Annotated in this window: 14 protein-coding genes; 6 read left to right on the top strand and 8 right to left on the bottom strand. The window is 70.4% G+C overall.

The features are described 5' to 3' along the window. Positions 1-181: 181 nt before the first annotated feature. Entirely contained in the window at positions 182-3,319 is a 3,138-nt protein-coding gene (gene ileS / locus CP981_RS10295) for an isoleucine--tRNA ligase (protein WP_085924891.1), read from the bottom strand. 652 nt (positions 3,320-3,971) lie between these two features. On the opposite strand from ileS, the gene CP981_RS10290 reads away from it, so the two are divergent. The 4 genes from CP981_RS10290 (at position 3,972) to CP981_RS10275 (ending at position 8,186) form a co-directional block, all read left to right on the top strand. Then, positions 3,972-4,745, top strand: a complete 774-nt coding sequence (locus CP981_RS10290; RefSeq protein WP_085924890.1) for a TraR/DksA family transcriptional regulator — start codon at positions 3,972-3,974, stop codon at positions 4,743-4,745. A gap of 122 nt (positions 4,746-4,867) precedes the next feature. Beyond that, entirely contained in the window at positions 4,868-5,470 is a 603-nt protein-coding gene (gene lspA / locus CP981_RS10285; protein ID WP_085924889.1) for a signal peptidase II, read from the top strand. 79 nt (positions 5,471-5,549) lie between these two features. Then, positions 5,550-6,491, top strand: coding sequence for an RluA family pseudouridine synthase (locus CP981_RS10280; RefSeq protein ID WP_085924888.1), 942 nt, complete (start codon positions 5,550-5,552; stop codon positions 6,489-6,491). 99 nt (positions 6,492-6,590) lie between these two features. Further along, positions 6,591-8,186 (top strand): Na+/H+ antiporter, encoded by a 1,596-nt coding sequence (locus CP981_RS10275; RefSeq protein ID WP_085924887.1) that lies wholly within the window; start codon positions 6,591-6,593, stop codon positions 8,184-8,186. A 30-nt stretch (positions 8,187-8,216) separates the two neighbouring features. Here CP981_RS10275 and CP981_RS10270 read toward each other — a convergent pair whose 3' ends face one another. Further along, on the bottom strand, positions 8,217-9,311 hold the full coding sequence (locus tag CP981_RS10270; RefSeq protein ID WP_085924918.1) for a mechanosensitive ion channel family protein: 1,095 nt from the start codon (positions 9,309-9,311) through the stop codon (positions 8,217-8,219). Between the two features lie 105 nt (positions 9,312-9,416). Between CP981_RS10270 and CP981_RS10265 the strand changes: the two genes are divergently transcribed. Further along, complete coding sequence (locus CP981_RS10265; protein WP_208853056.1) at positions 9,417-10,028, top strand: dienelactone hydrolase family protein; 612 nt, start codon at positions 9,417-9,419, stop codon at positions 10,026-10,028. A gap of 34 nt (positions 10,029-10,062) precedes the next feature. On the opposite strand, the gene CP981_RS10260 is transcribed toward CP981_RS10265, so the two are convergent. From CP981_RS10260 to CP981_RS10235, 6 genes are all read right to left on the bottom strand, one after another. After that, a complete protein-coding gene (locus CP981_RS10260) occupies positions 10,063-11,706 on the bottom strand; it encodes an alkaline phosphatase D family protein (RefSeq protein WP_085924885.1) in 1,644 nt (547 codons plus the stop codon). A gap of 90 nt (positions 11,707-11,796) precedes the next feature. Beyond that, positions 11,797-12,738: a thioredoxin domain-containing protein gene (locus CP981_RS10255; RefSeq protein WP_085924884.1), complete on the bottom strand. Its 942-nt coding sequence runs from the start codon at positions 12,736-12,738 to the stop codon at positions 11,797-11,799. Between the two features lie 44 nt (positions 12,739-12,782). Next, positions 12,783-13,490, bottom strand: coding sequence for a hypothetical protein (locus CP981_RS10250; RefSeq protein WP_085924883.1), 708 nt, complete (start codon positions 13,488-13,490; stop codon positions 12,783-12,785). A gap of 124 nt (positions 13,491-13,614) precedes the next feature. Beyond that, positions 13,615-14,424: a thioredoxin domain-containing protein gene (locus CP981_RS10245; protein WP_085924882.1), complete on the bottom strand. Its 810-nt coding sequence runs from the start codon at positions 14,422-14,424 to the stop codon at positions 13,615-13,617. Between the two features lie 49 nt (positions 14,425-14,473). Then, entirely contained in the window at positions 14,474-15,136 is a 663-nt protein-coding gene (locus CP981_RS10240; protein ID WP_085924917.1) for a hypothetical protein, read from the bottom strand. Between the two features lie 105 nt (positions 15,137-15,241). Further along, positions 15,242-16,606 carry a DUF2252 domain-containing protein gene (locus CP981_RS10235; protein WP_085924881.1) on the bottom strand — a complete coding sequence of 455 codons (1,365 nt, stop codon included), beginning with the start codon at positions 16,604-16,606 and terminating at the stop codon, positions 15,242-15,244. 216 nt (positions 16,607-16,822) lie between these two features. Here CP981_RS10235 and dnaE point away from each other — a divergent pair, with 216 nt between their 5' ends. Further along, complete coding sequence (dnaE, locus tag CP981_RS10230; protein WP_085924880.1) at positions 16,823-20,374, top strand: DNA polymerase III subunit alpha; 3,552 nt, start codon at positions 16,823-16,825, stop codon at positions 20,372-20,374. Positions 20,375-20,439: the final 65 nt, after the last annotated feature.

Raw genomic sequence — 20,439 nt, 5'->3', positions numbered from 1 at the left:
GTCCGCGTAGCGCGCACAGTCGGCAATCAGGGCCGGGCCCCGAAGGAACATTCCTTCGGGGCCCGGCCCTTTTGTGTGGACTTGTGCGTGCGGTGCGGTGCGGTCAGCGGGGACGGCAGAGCCCCCCGGCGCGGTGGCGCCGGGGGGCTCTGTTGACGTCGCGGTGCGGCCGCGTGCGCGGTTACGCCTTGCGCAGCCGGAACGTGAGAGCCAGGCTCTCGTCGGTGAACGCGGAGCCGTAGGAGGCGTCGGCCTCGCCGGGGGCGAAGTCCGTGGCGAGCACCTCGTCGGAGATCAGGCCGGTGTGGTCGGTCAGCGCCGTGCGCACCTCCTCGTCGGTGGACTGCCAGCGCAGCGCGATCCGGTCGGCGACGTCGAGGCCGCTGTTCTTACGGGCGTCCTGGATCAGCCGGATCGCGTCGCGGGCCAGGCCCGCCCGGCGCAGCTCCGGGGTGATCTCCAGGTCGAGGGCGACCGTCGCGCCCGCGTCGGAGGCCACCGACCAGCCCTCCCGCGGGGTTTCGGTGATGATCACCTCGTCGGGGGCGAGCGAGACGGTCTCGCCGTCCACCTCGACGCTCGCGGTGCCCTCGCGCAGGGCGAGCGAGAGGGCGGCGGCGTCCGCCGCGGCGACGGCCTTGGCGACCGCCTGGACACCCTTGCCGAACCGCTTGCCCAGGGCCCGGAAGTTCGCCTTGGCGGTGGTGTCGACCAGGGATCCGCCGACCTCCGACAGCGAGGCCAGCGAGCTCACGTTGAGCTCCTCGGCGATCTGCGCGCGCAGGTCCTCGGACAGGCCCGCGAAGCCGTGCGCCGCGACCAGTGCACGGGACAGCGGCTGGCGGGTCTTGACGCCCGACTCGGCGCGGGTCGCCCGGCCCAGCTCGACCAGCCGGCGCACCAGCTGCATCTGGCCGGACAGCGCCGGGTCGATGAGCGTCCGGTCGGCGACCGGCCAGGTGGAGAGGTGGACCGAGTCCGGGGCGTCCGGGGTGACCGGGACGATCAGGTCCTGCCAGACCCGCTCGGTGACGAACGGGGTGAGGGGCGCCATGAGACGGGTGACGGTCTCGATGACCTCGTGGAGCGTGCGCAGCGCGGCGGCGTCGCCCTGCCAGAAGCGGCGGCGGGAGCGGCGTACGTACCAGTTGGAGAGGTCGTCGACGAAGGACGAGAGAAGCTTGCCGGCGCGCTGGGTGTCGAAGGCCTCCAGCGACTCGGTGACCTGCTCGACCAGGCCGTTCAGCTCACCGAGCAGCCAGCGGTCCAGCAGCGGGCGGTCGGCGGGGGCCGGGTCGGCCGCGGAGGGCGCCCAGCCGGTCGTCCGGGCGTACAGGGCCTGGAAGGCGACGGTGTTCCAGTACGTCAGCAGCGTCTTGCGGACGACTTCCTGGATGGTGGAGTGGCCCACCCGGCGGGCGGCCCAGGGCGAGCCGCCGGCGGCCATGAACCAGCGGACCGCGTCGGCGCCGTGCTGGTCCATGAGCGGGATCGGCTGGAGGGTGTTGCCCAGGTGCTTGGACATCTTCCGGCCGTCCTCGGCGAGGATGTGGCCGAGGCAGACCACGTTCTCGTACGAGGACTTGTCGAAGACGAGGGTGCCGACCGCCATCAGTGTGTAGAACCAGCCGCGGGTCTGGTCGATGGCCTCGGAGATGAACTGCGCCGGGTAGCGCTTCTCGAACAGCTCCTTGTTGCGGTACGGGTAGCCCCACTGCGCGAACGGCATCGAGCCCGAGTCGTACCAGGCGTCGATGACCTCCGGGACGCGGGTCGCGGTGCCCTGGCAGGTCGGGCAGGCGAAGGTGATCGCGTCGATGAACGGGCGGTGCGGGTCCAGTTCGGACTGGTCGGTGCCGGTCAGCTCGGTCAGCTCGGCGAGCGAGCCGACGCAGGTGAGGTGGTCCTCCTCGCAGCGCCAGATGGGCAGCGGGGTGCCCCAGTAGCGGTTGCGGGACAGCGCCCAGTCGATGTTGTTGTTGAGCCAGTCGCCGAAGCGGCCGTGCTTGACAGACTCGGGGAACCAGTTGGTGTTCTCGTTCTCCCGGAGCAGGGCGTCCTTGATCGCGGTGGTGCGGATGTACCAGGACGGCTGGGCGTAGTAGAGCAGCGCGGTGTGGCAGCGCCAGCAGTGCGGGTAGCTGTGCTCGTACGCGAGGTGCCGGAAGAGCAGACCGCGGGCGTCCAGGTCGGCGACCAGCGTTTCGTCAGCCTTCTTGAAGAACTGGCCGCCGATCAGGGCCAGTTGCTCCTCGAAGGTGCCGTCCGGGCGGACCGGGTTGATCACCGGGAGGTCGTACGCCTTGCAGGTCTTGAGGTCGTCCTCACCGAAGGCCGGGGCCTGGTGGACGAGGCCGGTGCCGTCGTCGGTGGTGACGTACTCGGCGTTGACGACGATGTTGGCGCCGTCGAGCTCGACGAGGCCGAAGGGGCGCTCGTAGGCCCAGCGCTCCATCTCGCGGCCGGTGAACGACTCACCGGTGGCGCTCCAGCCCTCGCCGAGGGCCTTCTCCAGCAGCGGCTCGGCGACGACCAGCTGCTCGGTGCCGTCGGTGGCCACGACATAGGTGACGTCGGGGTGCGCGGCGACGGCGGTGTTGGAGACCAGGGTCCAGGGGGTGGTCGTCCAGATGAGCAGCGCGGCCCGGCCGGCCAGCGGGCCGGAGGTCAGCGGCAGGCGGACGAAGACCGAGGGGTCGACGACGTTCTCGTAGCCCTGCGCCAGTTCGTGGTCCGACAGGCCGGTGCCGCAGCGCGGGCACCAGGGGGCGACGCGGTGGTCCTGGACCAGCAGGCCCTTGCCGAAGATCTCCTTCAGCGACCACCACACCGACTCGATGTAGTCGGGGTCCATCGTGCGGTACGGGGCGTCCAGGTCGGTCCAGTAGCCCATACGGGTCGTGAGCTCGGCGAAGGCATCGGTGTGGCGGGTCACCGACTCCCGGCACTTGGCGTTGAACTCGGCGATGCCGTACGCCTCGATGTCCTTCTTGCCGCTGAAGCCCAGCTCCTTCTCCACGGCCAGCTCGACCGGGAGGCCGTGGCAGTCCCAGCCGGCCTTGCGGTCGACGTGGTAGCCCTGCATCGTGCGGAACCGGGGGAAGACGTCCTTGAAGACGCGCGCCTCGATGTGGTGCGCGCCGGGCATGCCATTGGCGGTCGGGGGGCCCTCGTAGAAGACCCACTCGGGGCGTCCCTCGGACTGCTGGAGGGTGCGGGCGAAGACCTTCTGCTCCTGCCAGAACTCGAGCACGGCGTGCTCAAGGGCGGGGAGGTCTACCTGGGCGGGTACCTGGCGGTACTGGGGCTGCGGACTCATCGGGGGCTTCCTCCGGCGGACACCTGCTGCGTTCTCCGTCCGGAGGGACGAGAGCCTGGGCTCCCGCGGTACCACCCTCCTTGGCGGTGCCGTCGCACCGCCCCCTCATTGGGGTCGCGCTGCCGGTTCTACTCGCCTTGGGCGGCCCGAGGTCCGTGGGTGGAACCCACTATCCAAGCCCGTGGGCGGAGCCCACTGTCCAACGCTTTCTTCCGGCGGCTCCGGGGTGATCTTCACGTCGTGCACGCCCCCGGGCTTCCACCGTCCCCGGGTCGCTGCTGGCTGCGTACGGCGCTACTCGTCCCGTCAATGCCTCTCGCTGGGGCCAGTGTACGGGGCGGGGCCGACAGCGGCCGACCGGATTTCGGCGGCCGGGGCGGAGCCCGGCGCGGGGCGCCGTACGGGGGTGGCCCGGACCGTCGCCGCGCCGCGCTCCCGACCTGCGCGATGACCCGAATGGCCAGCGGCCCGCCGCCCCTCCCACGGGCGGATTCGCCCCGCCGGGAAGCGGGCACAACCGAGACGAACCGCCCGTCCGGGCCAGGTGGCGGGGCGCGGAGGGCGGTGCGTCCCGTTGCCGCGTGGCGTGCGGCGATTTATCGTTCCCGTCACGATTCGCGAACAAAGTCACATATGTGAAGGGGTCGCGGCCATGGTGGCGAAAAAGACCGCCGCGGAGAAGAGCACGACGCCTGCCGACGAGGCCGACGCGAAGCAGCCTCCAGCGAAGAGGACAGCTCCGAAGAAGGCCGCGGCCAAGAAGCCGGCGGCCGGTACGGCCGCGCCGGAGAAGGCGACGGCCCGGAAGGCGGCGCCCAAGCGGGCCGCCACGAAGAAGACGGCGGCGAAGAAGACGGTGGTGAAGAAGACGGCGGCGAAGAAGGCCGCGAAGAAGGCTCCGGCCAAAAAGGCCGCGGTGCCCGCGAAGAAGACGGGAGCCAAGACGGTGGTGGCGAAGAAGACTGCGGCCGCATCGGCCACGGCACACGGCAAGGACTCCGCGGTGCCGATGGCCCGGGTGGCCGCGGCGCCGGGCGAGCTCGCCGTACGGCCCGGCGAGGACCCCTGGACGCCCGAGGAGGTCGCCGCGGCCCGGACCGAGCTGATGGACGAGACGGCGCGGCTGCGGCTGGAGATCGTCTCGGCCGAGGACGCCATCGCCGGGCTGATGCGTGACTCCGGGGACGGTGCGGGTGACGACGAGGCCGACACCGGCAGCAAGAACATCACCCGCGAACACGAGCTGGCGCTCGCCTCCAATGCCCGCGAGATGCTCCACCAGACCGAACGGGCCCTCGGCCGGCTGGACGCGGGCACCTATGGGCTGTGCGAGAACTGCGGCAACCCCATCGGCAAGGCGCGGATGCAGGCCTTCCCGCGCGCCACGCTGTGCGTGGAGTGCAAGCAGCAGCAAGAGCGCCGCTGAGCCGGCCGACCGGTGGCGCGGACGGCACCCGTGTCGCCCGCGCCCGCACGGGTGTGCCGTACTCTCGTGGTTCAGCCGGGCACGGCCCGGCCGGGGAAACAAACGGGCTGAGGGACTCACACGTGGCAGAGGCGGAACGCATCACCGGTACGCCGGAACCCGAGCCGGGTACCGGAGCGGAACCCGCAACGGGGTCCGAAGGGGGAGGTCCGGTGCGGACGGAGGAGAGCAAGGACCGCGGTAGGCGGCGGATCGCCGCGCTGCTGCTGGTCGCGCTCGTCGTCTACCTGCTCGATCTGGGCAGCAAGCTGCTCGTGGTCGCGAAGCTGGAGCACCATGCGCCCATCGAGGTGATCGGGACGCTGCTGCGGTTCACGGTGATCCGCAACCGCGGTGCCGCGTTCGGCATGGGCGAGGCCCTGACGATCTTCCTCACCATCATCGCGGCGGCCGTGATCGTGGTGATCGCCCGGATCGCCCGCAAGCTCTACAGCCTGCCCTGGGCGATCGCGCTCGGGCTGCTGCTCGGCGGCGCCTTCGGCAACCTCACCGACCGGATCTTCCGCGCGCCGGGCGTCTTCGAGGGTGCGGTGGTCGACTTCATCGCGCCGGCGCACTTCGCGGTCTTCAACCTCGCCGACTCCGCGATCGTCTGCGGCGGTGTGCTGATCGTGATCCTCTCCTTCCGGGGGCTGGACCCCGACGGGACCGTGCACAAGGACTGACCGGCCGCCCCGGGGCCGCCCTGAGGGACGGCCCCGCCCGCCGGGCAGGACACCATCGCGGGACTGCCATACTCGTGGGGTGAGCACCATTCCCGAGATCCGCACCCTGCCCGTACCGGACGGCCTGGAGGGCGAGCGCGTCGACGCCGCGCTGGCCCGGATGTTCGGCTTTTCCCGTACGAAGGCGGCCGAACTCGCCGCCGCCGGAAAGGTCCGGGTCGACGGATCCGAGGTGATGAAGTCGGAGCGGGTGCACGGCGGCGCGTGGCTGGAGGTCGAGATGCCGCAGGCCGCGCCGCCCGTCGAGATCGTCGCCGAGCCCGTCGAGGGCATGGAGATCGTCCATGACGACGACGACATCGTGGTGATCATGAAGCCCGTCGGGGTCGCCGCCCACCCGAGCCCCGGCTGGACCGGAACCACCGTCATCGGCGGCCTGGCCGCGGCCGGCTACCGCATCTCCACCTCCGGCGCCGCCGAGCGCCAGGGCATCGTGCACCGCCTCGATGTCGGCACCTCCGGCCTGATGGTGGTCGCCAAGTCCGAGCGCGCCTACACCCTGCTCAAGCAGCAGTTCCGCGAGCGGACGGTCGACAAGCGCTACCACTCCCTGGTCCAGGGCCACCCGGACCCGATGAGCGGCACCATCGACGCCCCCATCGGCCGCCACCCCCAGCACGACTACAAGTGGGCGGTCACCGCCGAGGGCAAGCCGTCGGTCACGCACTACGACCTGATCGAGGCGTTCCGGGCGGCCAGCCTGCTCGACATCAAGCTGGAGACCGGCCGCACCCACCAGATCCGGGTGCACATGGCCGCGCACCGCCACCCCTGCGTCGGCGATCTGACCTACGGCGCGGACCCCACGCTCGCCAAGCGGCTGGGTGTCGGGCGGCAGTGGCTGCACGCGGTCCGGCTGGGCTTCGAGCACCCCTCGGACGGCCGCTGGGTCGAGTTCGAGAGCGGCTACCCGGACGATCTCCAGCGCGCCCTGGACACCGTCCGGGACGAGAGCGGCTGACGCAGCCGCCTCCGGGGCGCCGACACGGCGGGCAACCGGCGGCTTCATGGCAGGCTGGGGGCGGAACATGACCGGATCCGACCCCGGAGCGTCGCCACCGTGGATCAGCTGGCTCTTGTGCTCGTCCTGCTGCTCGGAGCCGTGGTCATGGTTCCGGTCGGCGACCGGCTGCGGCTCCCGTCACCGGTGCTGATGACGCTCGCCGGTGCCGTCCTGGCGCTGCTGCCGTTCGTGCCCAACGTCGAGGTGCCGCCCGAGTTCATCCTGCCGGTGGTGCTGCCGCCGCTGCTCTACGCGGCCGTCCAGCGCACCTCCTGGCGGCAGTTCACCGCCAACCTCCGGCCGATCTTCCTGCTCGCCGTGGCGCTGGTCTTCGCGACCACCGCCGCGGTCGCCGCGGTCGCCCAGGCGGTGGTGCCGGGGATGCCGGTGGCCGCCGCGGTGGTGCTCGGCGCGCTGGTGGCACCGCCCGACCCGGTCGCCGCGACCGCCGTGGCCGGCAAGCTCGGGCTGCCCCGCCGGCTGGTCTCCATCCTGGAGGGCGAGGGGCTGTTCAACGACGTCACCGCGATCGTGCTCTACCACGTCGCCCTCGCCGCGGCCATCAGCGGCAGCTTCTCGGTGTCCGCCGCGATCGGCTCGCTGGTGCTGTCCGCCGTGGTGGCCATAGCGGTCGGCCTGCTGCTGGGCTGGGTCACCAACAAGCTGATGGGGCTGCTGGGTGACCCGACGCTCCAGATCGGCCTGACGCTGCTGGTGCCGTTCGTCGCCTATGTCCTGGCCGAGGAGTTCCACGGGTCCGGTGTGCTCGCGGTGCTGACCTGTGCGCTGTTCCTGGCCGAATACGCGGTCGACGCGGACGATGTGATGGGCCGGCTGGCCGGCTACACCTTCTGGGAGGTCGTCGACACCCTCGTCACCGGCGTCGCCTTCGGGCTGATCGGGCTGGAGCTGCACAACATCTTCGGGGCCGCCTCGCACCGCTGGGGTCAGCTGCTCGGGGCCGGTGCCGCGGTCGTCGGGGTGGTCGTCGGCGTCCGGCTGCTGTGGCTGCTGCCCGCCGCCTGGCTGGCCAAGCGGATGCACAAGCTCCGCGACTACGACGAGGAGATCCCGATGAGCTGGCGGGAGACGCTCATCATGTGGTGGTCGGGGATGCGCGGGGTGGCCTCCGTGGCGCTGGCGCTGGCGATCCCCTTCAGCATCGACGGTGGCAACGGCTTCCCCGCCCGTGACGACATCCTCTTCATCGCCTTCGCGGTGGTGCTCAGCACGCTCCTCGTCCAGGGCCTCACCCTGCCCTGGCTGGTGCGCAGGCTGCGGGTGCAGGCCGACACCGACGCCGTCGACGCGCTGGAGCGGGAGCTGGCGCTCCGGGTGATCAAGGCGTCCAAGCGGCGGCTGAAGGAGATCCTGGAGGTCGAGGAGCTGCCCGACGAGGTCAGCGACCAGCTGGCGCGCCGGGCGTACGACATGGGTGCCCGGATCGCGCCGGACATCGTCGACGACGAGCGGCGCGAGCTCTTCGAGCGGCGCATCCACCGGATGAAGAAGGTGCACCGCATCCAGGGCGAGATGCTCTCCGCCGCCCGGCACGAGGTGCTGGCCGCGCGCAGCGAGCCGGGCACCGACCCGGAGATCGTCGACCGGGTGCTGCGGCATCTGGACATGCGCAGTCTGCGGCACACCCCCTGACGCGGCGGCGCGGCCGGGCGGCCGCGCCGCTCAGCCCTTCGGCAGCTGCCGGGCGTCCGGCTCCTCGCCGTGCCGCGCCTCCGGGACCCCGAGCGGGGCCGGTGCGGTGCTGATCCGCGGCAGCGCGTAGGTGTGCTCGGTGCGCAGCCACTCCAGCATCCGCTCGCGGACCTCGCAGCGCACCGTCCAGAGGGTGTCCGCGTCCCGGGCCGTGACCAGCGCCCGCACCACGATCGTGGACGGGGTGGTCTCGGTGACCACCAGGCTCCAGGAGCGGCCGTCCCAGTCCGGGCACTCCTGGAGGATTTCGAGCAGTCGCTGGCGCATCTTCTCCACCGGCGCGCTGTGGTCGAGATGGAACAGGACGGTGCCGGTCATCTGGGACCCGCCGCGCGACCAGTTCTCGAACGGCTTGCCGGTGAAGTACGACACCGGCATGGTGATCCGGCGCTCGTCCCAGGTCCGTACGGTCAGAAAGGTCAGCGTGATCTCCTCGACGGTGCCCCACTCGCCGTCCACGACCACGGTGTCCCCTATCCGCACCATGTCACCGAAGGCGATCTGGAGCCCCGCGAAGAGGTTGCCGAGGGTGGACTGGGCGGCTATACCGGCGACGATGCCGAGCAGTCCGGCGGACGCCAGCATGGACGTGCCGACCGCCCGCATCTCCGGGAACGTCAGCAGCATCGAGGCGGCCGCGACGACGATCACCACGGCCGTCACCACCCGCTGGATCAGCGTCACCTGGGTGCGCACCCGCCGCACCCGCGCCGCGTCCCGGCCGCTCGCCGCGTAGCGCGAGTACGACGACTCGACGATCGCCGCCGCGGCCCGGACCACCAGCCAGGCGGTGGCCGCGATCAGGACCAGGGTCAGCGCCCGGCCGATGCCCGCCTCGTGCTCCTCGGCGACCTTCAGCCCCGACTCGTCGTACGAGCCGCGCAACAGGGCCGTGCACAGCGCCACTTGCAGCGGTATCCGGCAGCGGCGCAGCAGCCCCCACAAGGGCGTTTCCGGGTGGGCGGCGTCGATCCGGCGCAGGGCGCGGTCGGTGAGCCAGACCAGGACGAGGGTGAGGACGATCGAGCCGCCGATGACGACGATCGGACGCAGCACGGCCTCCAGAGACACGGTGTTCCTCCTTGCTGTGGTGCGTGCGGTGTGCTCCTGCCAATCCTTCCGACCGTAGCTGGCACGATGGGGGCAGTGCGATCCAACTCCAGGGAAGTGATGTCAGTGCCGGCCTCTGCCGAGTCCTCGACCAGCGGGCTTTCGACGATTGTCCTGTTTCATTCGGTATGCGGGCTGCGTCCCGCGGTGCATGCCGCGGCGGACCGGCTGCGGGCCGCGGGACACGAGGTGATCGTCCCCGATCTGTTCGACGGCCGGACCGCGGAATCGGTACCGGACGGCATTCTCATCAAGGACGAGATCGGCAAGGAGGAGCTGCTCAAGCGGGCCATCACGGCCGCGGCGCCGTACTCCGACCGCGGGCTGGTCTACGCCGGCTTCTCCTTCGGCGGCTCGGTCGCCCAGAATCTCGCGCTGGGCGACGAGAAGACCCGCGGGCTGCTCCTGCTGCACGGCACCTCGGACATCGCGGAGGACACCACCGCCGACGATCTGCCGGTGCAGCTGCATGTCGCCGACCCGGACCCGTACGAGCCGCACGACTGGCTGAACGCCTGGTACCTCCAGATGCGCCGGGCCGGCGCGGACGTAGAGGTCTTCCGCTACGCCGGCGCCGGCCACCTGTTCACCGATCCCGGGCTGCCCGACTATGACGCGGAGGCCGCGGAGCGCGCCTGGAAGGTGGCGCTGGGCTTCCTCGCCGGGCTGTGAACCGGGCGGCCGGCGCCGCACGGGACGTGCGCCGTCAGCCGACCGGCTGGTCCGCCCGCTCCATCTGCTGGGTGCCGGACCGGGTGCGGTACGAGCGCAGCAGGGCGCTGGTGGCCTGCGGGTCGGTCTTGTCGGAGATCCCGAAGTAGTCCATCTGCGTGCGCTCGGCGTTGACGTCCAGGACCCCGTAGCCGTGGGAGTCCATGTCCAGCCACTTCACATGCCGGTTGGCGGCCTTGAGGGCGGCGACCCCGGCCAGCGAGATGGTGTGCGGGGCGACATGCAGGAAGTCGTCGACGTTGTCGGAGGTGACGGAGGTGACCACGAACTCCGTCGCCACCGGCTGGTCGGCGGGGTAGGTCGCCGCCTGGAGCGGTACCTCGTTGGCCCAGGCCATGTGGATGTCGCCGGTCAGGAACACGGTGTTGTCGATACCGCGGTCGCTGAGGTGGCTCAGCAGCTCGCGCCGGTCATCGGTGTAGCCGTCCCACTGGTCGGTGTTGATCGCCAGGCCCTCCTTGGGTATCCCGAGGATGTCGGCGAGCGGGCCGAGCAGCTTGGCGGGGACGGCGCCGAAGGCGACCTGCGAGATCATCACCGAGGTGCCGACCAGCCGCCAGGCGGTGTCCGAGCGTTCCAGGCCGGCCTTGAGCCAGTCCAGCTGGGCCCGCCCGGTGAGCGTACGGCTCGGGTCGTCGACGTCGCCGCTGCCCACCTTGGCCTGCTCGTCGCGGAACGAGCGCAGATCCAGCAGATGCAGATCGGCGAGGGTGCCGAAGCGCAGCCTGCGGTAGGTGGTGCCGGCGGTCGAGGGGCGCACCGGCATCCACTCGAAGTACGCCTGCTTCGCGGCGGCCATCCGCGCGGACCAGGAGCCCTCACTGTCCGGCGTGTGGTTCGTCGCGCCGCCCTTCCAGGCGTTGTCGGCGAACTCGTGGTCGTCCCAGATGGCGACGACCGGGTGCGTGGCGTGCATGGCCAGCGCGTCCGGGTCGGTCTTGTGGACGCCGTGCCGGATGCGGTAGTCGGCGAGCGTCAGCAGCTCGTGGGCGGGGGAGTGCGGGCGGACGACGTACTTGAACTCCGGGTACTCGCCGGACTTGTACTCGTAGAGGTAGTCGCCGAGGTGCAGCACCGCGTCCAGGTCGGTGCGGGCGGCCAGGTGCCGGTACGGGGAGAAGTAGCCGGACTCCCAGTTGGCGCAGGAGACCACACCGAAGCGGACGTTGCCGGCGGCGGAGTCATGGGCCGGGGCGGTGCGGGTCCGGCCGACGGGGGAGTGCTGCCCGCCGGCGGTGAAGCGGTAGTAGTAGTGGGTGGCGGGCCGGAGGCCGCGGACGTCCGCCTTGACGGTGTGGTCGGCGGCGGCCGAGGCGGTCAGGCTTCCCCGGGCGACAACGGAGGCGAAGTCCTTGTCGGTCGCCACCTGCCAGCTCACCTTGGTGGCCGGTCCCCGGCCGGATCCGGGGGTGGCAGCCGGGGCCGGCGTGACCCGGGTCCACAGCAGGATGCCGTCCGGGAGCGGGTCCCCGGAGGCGACGCCGTGCTGGAAGAACGCGTCCTGGCCGGAGCCCTCTTGGGCCTGCGCCGTGGTGGCGCCGGCGAACGGCAGAAGTGCGGCGGTGGCGGCTACGGCCGTAACGGCGGAGCGGCGCGAGATCTGGTGATGATCGGTCACGGCCGCTCACCCTACTGGCCGGTAAGGGGACTCGGGAGGGCGAATTCGCGGGAACCCCGAGAATTCGCCCGTCCGTTGTCCGAAAGGCACTCAGCGGGAGGCCGTGGGGTCCTTTTCGCCCTCGCGGATGCCGTTCTGGCCCCCTTCGTCCTTGCTGCCGCCCTTGCCCGGGTCCGGCTTCCCGGCGCCCTTCGCCGGGCCGAACTCCTTGTCGATCATCTTCCGGAAGTTGGCCTGCGCGAGCCGGTTGTACTGCGCCTGCGTCATCTGCTGCTGCGGCACCTGCGGGATCGTCAGCTTCTTGTCGCCGTGCATGAAGGTGGGCGTGCCCTTGACGCCCTTGCGGCCGAACAGCGCGGTCATGTCCATCACCCAGCGGTCGTAGGTGCCGTTCTTCACCGCCGTCTCGAACGCCTTGTTGTTCTTCAGCTCCGGCACCGTGGCGGCGACCTTGAGCAGTTCGGCGTCCTTGCTGTAGGTGTCCACCTGCTCTTCGGGGTGGAACTTGGCGGAGTACAGCGCCGCCTTGTACTTCAGGAACGCCTCCGGGCTGACGTTCAGCGCCGCGCCGAGGGCGTTCAGCGCGTTCTTCGAGCCCTCGCCGCCGGCCGGGGTGTCGTCGATGAAGGTGTACATGGAGAAGCGGACCCGGTAGCGGCCGTCCTCGATGTCCTTCAGCAGCGCCTCGCCGCTGCTCTGCTCGAAGGACGCGCACGCCGGGCAGCGGACGTCCTCGAAGACCTCCAGGGTCTCCTTGGCGTTCTTGTCGCCTATCAGGATCTCGGTGCCGTTCTTGCCCTGGGTGTGGGCGGGCGCGACGGGCTTGGCCTCCTTGGCGGCCTCCCAGCCCGTGGGCTCGTTGGCCTTCATCGCCATGTAGCCGATGCCGCCGGCCACGGCCAGGACACCGACCACGGTCCCGGCCACGATGAGTTGACGGCGCAGCTTCTCCTGCTTCTTCTGGCGCTCGCGCTCGGCCCGGATGCGCTCGCGGGCCGCGGCCTTGCTGGCCTGGGTGTTGCGGTTGCTCATGGGGGGTTCCGTCTCTCAAGGGTGGGGTTGCTGCTGCGGACTGGTCAGACGGCGGCCGCGGCGGGCGGGCCGCGGCGCAGGACGCAGTGCACCAGGAGGGGGAGCGGACGGGCCGGCGGTGGAGGCGGCGGGCGGAGGCGCCGAGGGGGCGGCGGGAACGCGGTCGTGATCACCGCGGCCGCGATCCGCAGCGGGCGGACGGCGCCGGCCGCGGCGGCGCGCAGCAGGGCGTCCAGGGCGGCGTCACCGCGGTGCAGCCAGCCCGCGGCGAGCAGGCCGACGGCGACATGGGCGGCGAGCAGCAGCCACGGGGCGGCCGGCGGCACCGGTGGGAGGGGTGTGCCCGTGTGGGCGGCGAGGCGGGCGAGCGGAGTGCCCAACTCGCCGCCGGCGCACAGCAGATCGATGCCGACCGAGCGCAGCGGGCCGGTGACCGGGCCGCCGGCGCCGCCGTAACAGGTGTGCTGTCCGGCGGTGAAGACGGTGTCGGCGGCCAGCTCCAGGGGCACCAGCAGTGCGGCGATCCGGCCGTAGCCGCGCTCCTGTCCGGTCAGCGCGTAGGCCGCGGTGAAGACACCGGCGCAGATCGCGGCGACCGCCGCGGGCGGCAACGGGGCGCGGGAGAGCAGGACATGGGAGGTCGCGGACAGAGTGGTGCACAGCGCGGTGAACAACGCCGCCCGCACCGCCCGGAGCTGGACCCCCGGCGCGGCCGCCGGCCGGGTCCCGGGACGCACTCCCGTCGCCTGCACGTTCGGGAGTCTGCCATGTGCACCGCACCGGCACGGGTCAAGATTTGGCATCGGCCGGCACGCGGGGAGCGTGCCGGCCGAGGGAGCCAGGGGGACCGGTCACGGGAACCGGCCCCCGCCTACGTCACTTCTTCAGGGCCTTGTCCACCGCGGAGTTGAAGGCGGCCACGCTGGAGGGTGCCGACGTGCCCTGCGGGGTCTTGGTGCCCAGCACCGTGCCGTTGAGCTTGATCGTCGGGGTGGCCTTGACGTCCTTGACGGAGTCGAAGGCCTTCGACACCCCCAGCGCCCAGCGGTCGTACGTACCGGACTTGACGGCCTTCTGGAAGGCGGCGTTCCCCTTCAGCGCCGGGACGGTGTCGGCGACCTTGATCAGGTAGCTGTCGTCGGCGAACTTGTCCGGCCCGGTCTCGTCCGGGTGGAACTCCTTCGAGTACAGCGCGTACTTGTACTTCAGGAAGGCGTCCGGGCTGACGTTCAGGGAGGCGCCCAGCGCGTTGAGCGCGTTCTTGGAGCCGGTGCCCTGGAGGTTGTTGTCGAGGAAGGTGCCCAGGTGGTAGGAGGCCTTGTACTTGCCGTCCTTGATGTCCTTCTCGATGGTGGCACCGGCGGTCTGCTCGAAGGCCGCGCAGCCGGGGCAGCGCGGGTCCTCGAAGAGCTCCAGGGTGTTCTTGGCGTCCTTCTTGCCGACGGTGATCGTGGTGCCGTCGGTGCCGCTGGTGTTGGCGGGCTTGACCAGCGGGCCCTCGGCCGCGTTGTCGCCCGAGCCGGCCACGGCCACCGCGATGCCGCCGGCTACCGCCAGGACACCGACGATCGCGCCGCCGACGATCAGCTGCCGGCGGAGCCGGTCCTTCTTCGCCTGCCGCTCACGCTCGGCGCGCAGCCGCTCGCGGGCTGCCTGCTTGTTGGCCTGGTTGTTGCGATTGCTCATGGCTGTTCCTGCTCCGTGGGAATCCGTGCGATGGGGTGGGTGCGGTGGCCTACGCGGCGAGCGCGCAGGGCGGCCCACGGCGCACGACACAGTGCACGAGCAGGGGGGCGGTGCGGGCCGGAGACCCGGACCGTACGGGAGCGGGCGCCGGGCGGCGCGGGGCGGCGGTGGCGCCGACGACCGCGACGGCGAGGAGCAGCGGGCGGAAGGCGAAGCCGGCCACCGCGCCCAGCAGGCGGCCCAGCGCGGCCTCACCGCGGCGCAGCCAGCCCGCGGCCAGCAGCCCGATCAGCAGATGCGCCGCCAGCAGGACGAGCCAGCTGCTCACCGGTCCGGCCTGGTCCTCGGGCAGCCGCGTCAGCGGTGCGCCGCCGACCGGGCTCCCGCCGCACAGCAGATCCACGCCGAGCGAGCGCAGCGGCCCGGCGACCGGGCCGCCGGCCGCCCCGTAACAGGTGTGCTGACCGAGGCTGAAGACCAGATCGGCGGTGAGCTCCAGGGGGACCAGCAGCGCCGCGATGTGCCAGTAGCCGCGCTCCTGGCCGGCCAGCGCGTAGGCGAGGACGAACACGGCCGCACCGATCGCGGCGACGGTGGTCAGCGGCAGCGGCATACGGGACAGCAGCACATGGGACGCCGAGGACAGCGCGACGCACAGCGCCGTGAAGAGCGCCGCGCGCAGTGCCCGCAGGTGAGGTGCCGAAATGTCCATCGCAGCCGAGTGTGCCATGAGCAGGGATAAGGGGTGCTTAAGGGGGACCGAATCCGTACGCACCGGGCAAGAAGGTGCGTACGGAGCGACTCGGGCCCGTGCTCCCTACAGGCCGGGGATCCGGCCGTTGCGGAAGAGGTCCACGAAGATCTGGTGGTCGGCCCGGGCGCGGGCCCCGTAGGAGTGCGCGAAGTCCACCAGCAGCGCCGCGAAGCCCTCCTCGTCGGCCGCGATGGCCGCGTCGATGGCGCGCTCCGTCGAGAACGGGACCAGCGAGTGGCCACTCTCGTCGTCCGCGGCGGCGTGCATGGTCGCGGTGGCCCGGCCCAGGTCGGCGACCACGGCCGCGATCTCCTCCGGGTCGTCGATGTCGGACCAGTCCAGGTCGACCGCGTACGGCGAGATCTCGGCGACCAGCTGGCCCGCGCCGTCGAGTTCGGTCCAGCCCAGCCACGGGTCGGCGTGGTCCTGGAGGGCGCGCTGCGAGATCACCGTGCGGTGGCCCTCGTGCTGGAAGTAGCCGCGGACCCGGGGGTCGGTGATGTGCCGGGAGACGGCCGGGGTCTGCGCCTGCTTCATGTAGATCACGACATCGTTCTCCAGGGCGTCGCTGTTGCCCTCCAGAAGGATGTTGTACGACGGCAGACCGGCCGAGCCGATGCCGATGCCGCGGCGGCCGACCACGTCCTTGACGCGGTAGGAGTCCGGGCGGTCCAGGCTCGACTCCGGCAGCGTCTCCAGATAGCCGTCGAACGCGGCGAGGACCTTGTAGCGGGTCGCCGCGTCCAGCTCGACGCTGCCGCCGCCCGCCGCGAAGCGCCGCTCGAAGTCCCGGATCTCGGTCATCGAGTCCAGCAGTCCGAACCGGGTCAGCGAGCGGGCGTCGCGCAGCGCGTCCAGCAGCGGACCCTCGGCAGTGTCCAGCGTGAAGGGCGGCAGCTCGTCCTTGTCGGAGCTCTTGGTCCCCGACGCCAGTGCGTGGATGCGCTCCCGGTAGGCGGCCGCGTAGGTGCGCACCAGGTCGGTGATCTGCTTGTCGCTGAGCGCCTTGGCGTAGCCGATCAGCGCGACCGAGGCGGCGAACCGCTTCAGGTCCCAGGTGAACGGGCCGACGTAGGCCTCGTCGAAGTCGTTGACGTTGAAGATCAGCCGGCCGGTGGCGTCCATGTACGTGCCGAAATTCTCGGCGTGCAGATCGCCGTGGATCCACACCCGGGCGGTCCGGTCGTCCAGATACGGGCCGCTGTCCTTGCCGCCGCCGTCCTGTGCGGCGTACGCCTCCATGTCCCGGTAGAACAGGCAGGCCGTGCCCCGGTAGAAGGCGAACGCGGAGGCGGCCATCTTCCGGAATTTCACGCGGAAGGCCGCGGGGTCGGCGGCGAGCAGCTCTCCGAAGGCGGTGTCGAAAACGGCGAGGATCTCCTCGCCGCGCTGCGCGGCGTCCTGCGCCGGGGCGTGCTGGGACGGCATCGCTGGGTGCCTCCTGAGGTGCGGAACGGTACGGGATCCGTGGCGGATCCCCCGGCGGTGGGCCGGGGGAGGATCTGCCACTGACAACGCGCGAGGCTACTCGTCGGTGCCCGTCGATTGTCACCGGGGAGCCGTAGACTTCGAGACCACCATCCGCCCCTCCCGGCCCTGCCGGGCAGGTGCCCCCGCCGACCGTTTTCCCGGAGGTCCTCCGCCGTGGCAGCCCCGTCCAGGCCCCCCTTCACGCACCTGCATGTCCACACCCAGTACTCACTGCTGGACGGTGCGGCGCGGCTGTCGGACATGTTCAAGGCGTGCAACGAGATGGGCATGACGCATATCGCCATGTCCGACCACGGCAACCTCCACGGGGCCTACGACTTCTTCCACTCGGCGCAGAAGGCCGGGGTGACGCCGATCATCGGCATCGAGGCCTATGTGGCCCCGGAGTCGCGGCGCAACAAGCGCAAGATCCAGTGGGGCCAGCCGCACCAGAAGCGCGATGACGTCTCCGGTTCCGGTGGTTACACCCACAAGACGATCTGGGCGGCCAACAAGACCGGTCTGCACAACCTCTTCCGACTGTCCTCGGACGCGTACGCCGAGGGCTGGCTGACGAAGTGGCCGCGGATGGACAAGGAGACCATCTCCCAGTGGTCCGAGGGCCTGATCGCCTCCACCGGCTGCCCCTCCGGTGAGCTCCAGACCCGGCTGCGGCTCGGCCAGTTCGACGAGGCGCTGAAGTCCGCGTCCGAATACCAGGACATTTTCGGCAAGGACCGGTATTTCCTGGAGCTGATGGACCACGGCATCGAGATCGAACGCCGGGTCCGTGACGGCCTGCTGGAGATCGGCAAGAAGCTCGGCATCCCCCCGCTGGTCACCAACGACTCGCACTACACCTACGCCCACGAGTCCACGGCGCACGACGCCCTGCTGTGCATCCAGACCGGCAAGAACCTCTCCGACCCGGACCGCTTCCGCTTCGACGGCACCGGCTACTACCTCAAGTCCACGGACGAGATGTACGCCATCGACTCCTCGGACGCCTGGCAGGAGGGCTGCGCCAACACCTTCCTGGTGGCCGAGCAGATCGACACCAGCGGGATGTTCGAGAAGCGCGACCTGATGCCGAAGTTCGACATCCCGGAGGGCTTCACCGAGGTCACCTGGTTCCAGGAGGAGGTCCGGGTCGGCATGCAGCGCCGCTACCCGGACGGGGTGCCTGAGGACCGGCAGAAGCAGGCCGAGTACGAGATGGACATCATCATCCAGATGGGGTTCCCCGGCTACTTCCTCGTCGTCGCCGACTTCATCATGTGGGCCAAGAACAATGGCATCGCGGTGGGCCCCGGCCGTGGTTCCGCGGCGGGTTCGATCGTGGCGTACGCGATGGGCATCACCGACCTCGACCCGATCACGCACGGGCTGATCTTCGAGCGGTTCCTCAACCCCGAGCGTGTCTCCATGCCCGATGTCGACATCGACTTCGACGAGCGCAGGCGCGTCGAAGTGATCCGGTATGTGACGGAGAAGTACGGCGCCGACAAGGTCGCCATGATCGGCACCTACGGCAAGATCAAGGCCAAGAACGCCATCAAGGACTCGGCCCGCGTCCTCGGTTACCCGTACGCCATGGGTGACCGCCTCACCAAGGCCATGCCCGCCGACGTCCTCGGCAAGGGCATCGACCTCAGCGGCATCACCGACCCCCAGCACCCGCGCTACAGCGAGGCGGGCGAGATCCGGGGGATGTACGAGAACGAACCGGACGTGAAGAAGGTCATCGACACCGCCAAGGGCGTCGAGGGCCTGGTCCGGCAGATGGGTGTGCACGCGGCCGGCGTGATCATGTCCAGCGAGCCCATCGTCGACCACGCCCCTCTCTGGACGCGGCACACCGACGGTGTGACCATCACACAGTGGGACTACCCCCAGTGCGAGTCGCTCGGCCTGCTGAAGATGGACTTCCTGGGCCTGCGCAACCTCACCATCATGGACGACGCCGTCAAGATGGTGAAGAAGAACAAGGGCGTCGACCTGGAGATGCTCTCGGTCCCGCTGGACGACCCCAAGACGTACGAGATGCTCTGCCGCGGTGACACCCTCGGCGTCTTCCAGTTCGACGGCGGCCCGATGCGCTCGCTGCTGCGGCTGATGAAGCCCGACAACTTCGAGGACATTTCCGCCGTCTCGGCGCTGTACCGCCCCGGCCCGATGGGCATGGACTCGCACACCAACTACGCGCTGCGCAAGAACGGCCTCCAGGAGATCACCCCGATCCACCCGGAGCTGGAGGAGCCGCTCAAGGAGGTCCTGGGCCTCACCTACGGCCTGATCGTCTACCAGGAGCAGGTGCAGAAGGCCGCCCAGATCATCGCCGGGTACTCCCTCGGTGAGGCCGACATCCTCCGCCGCGTGATGGGCAAGAAGAAGCCCGAGGAGCTGGCGAAGAACTTCGTGCTCTTCCAGGAGGGCGCCCGCAAGAACGGCTTCTCCGACCAGGCCATCCAGGCGCTGTGGGACGTCCTGGTCCCGTTCGCCGGCTACGCCTTCAACAAGGCGCACTCCTCCGCGTACGGCCTGGTCACCTACTGGACCGCCTACCTCAAGGCCAATTACCCCGCCGAATACATGTCCGCGCTGCTGACCTCCGTGCGCGACGACAAGGACAAGTCGGCGGTCTATCTGAACGAGTGCCGGCGCATGGGCATCAAGGTGCTGCCGCCCAACGTCAACGAGTCCGAGGCGAACTTCGCCGCCCAGGGCGACGATGTGATCCTCTTCGGCCTCACCGCGGTCCGTAACGTCGGCCAGAACGTCGTCGACTCGATCATCCGCAGCCGCAAGGCGAAGGGAAAGTACCTCTCCTTCCCCGACTACCTCGACAAGGTCGACGCGGTCGTCTGCAACAAGCGCACCACCGAATCACTGATCAAGGCCGGGGCCTTCGACGAGATGGGCCACACCCGCAAGGGACTGACGGCCCACTATGAGCCGATGATCGACAACGTGGTCCAGGTCAAGCGCAAGGAGGCCGAGGGGCAGTTCGACCTCTTCGGCGGCATGGGCGACGACAGCGCCGACGAGGGGCCGGGCTTCGGGCTGGACGTCGAGTTCTCGGACGTCGAGTGGGACAAGACCTATCTCCTCGCCCAGGAGCGCGAGATGCTCGGTCTCTACGTCTCCGACCATCCGCTCTTCGGCCTGGAGCATGTGCTGTCCGACAAGGCGGACGCCGCCATCGCCCAGCTGACCGGCGGCGACTACTCGGACGGCTCGATCGTCACCATCGGCGGCATCATCTCCGGCCTCCAGCGCAAGATGACCAAACAGGGCAACGCCTGGGCCATCGCCACCGTCGAGGACCTGGCCGGCTCCATCGACTGCATGTTCTTCCCGGCGACCTACCAGCTGGTGTCCACCCAACTCGTCGAGGACACCGTGGTCTTCGTCAAGGGCCGCCTCGACAAGCGGGAGGACATCCCGCGGCTGGTGGCCATGGAGATGATGGTCCCCGACCTCTCGGAGGCCGGCACCAACGCCCCCGTGACGATCACCATTCCGACGGTCAAGGTCACCCCGCCGATGGTCGAGAAGCTCGGCGAGGTGCTCAGCAGCCACCGCGGCTCCACGGAGGTGCGGATCAAGCTCCTGGGGGCGCGCAAGACCACCGTGCTCCGGCTGGACCGGCACCGGGTCACGCCCGACCCGTCGCTGTTCGGCGATCTGAAGGTGCTGCTCGGCCCGTCCTGTCTGGCGGGCTGACCGGCCGGCTCCGGCCGGTACCCCGAGGGGCGCGCCCATTGTGGACGCGCCCCTCAACTTCCCTG

Source organism: Streptomyces platensis (assembly GCF_008704855.1).
Classification (GTDB): domain Bacteria; phylum Actinomycetota; class Actinomycetes; order Streptomycetales; family Streptomycetaceae; genus Streptomyces; species Streptomyces platensis.
Note: the sequence above shows the minus strand (reverse complement) of the source record. Positions and strands in the feature narration are given on the sequence as shown.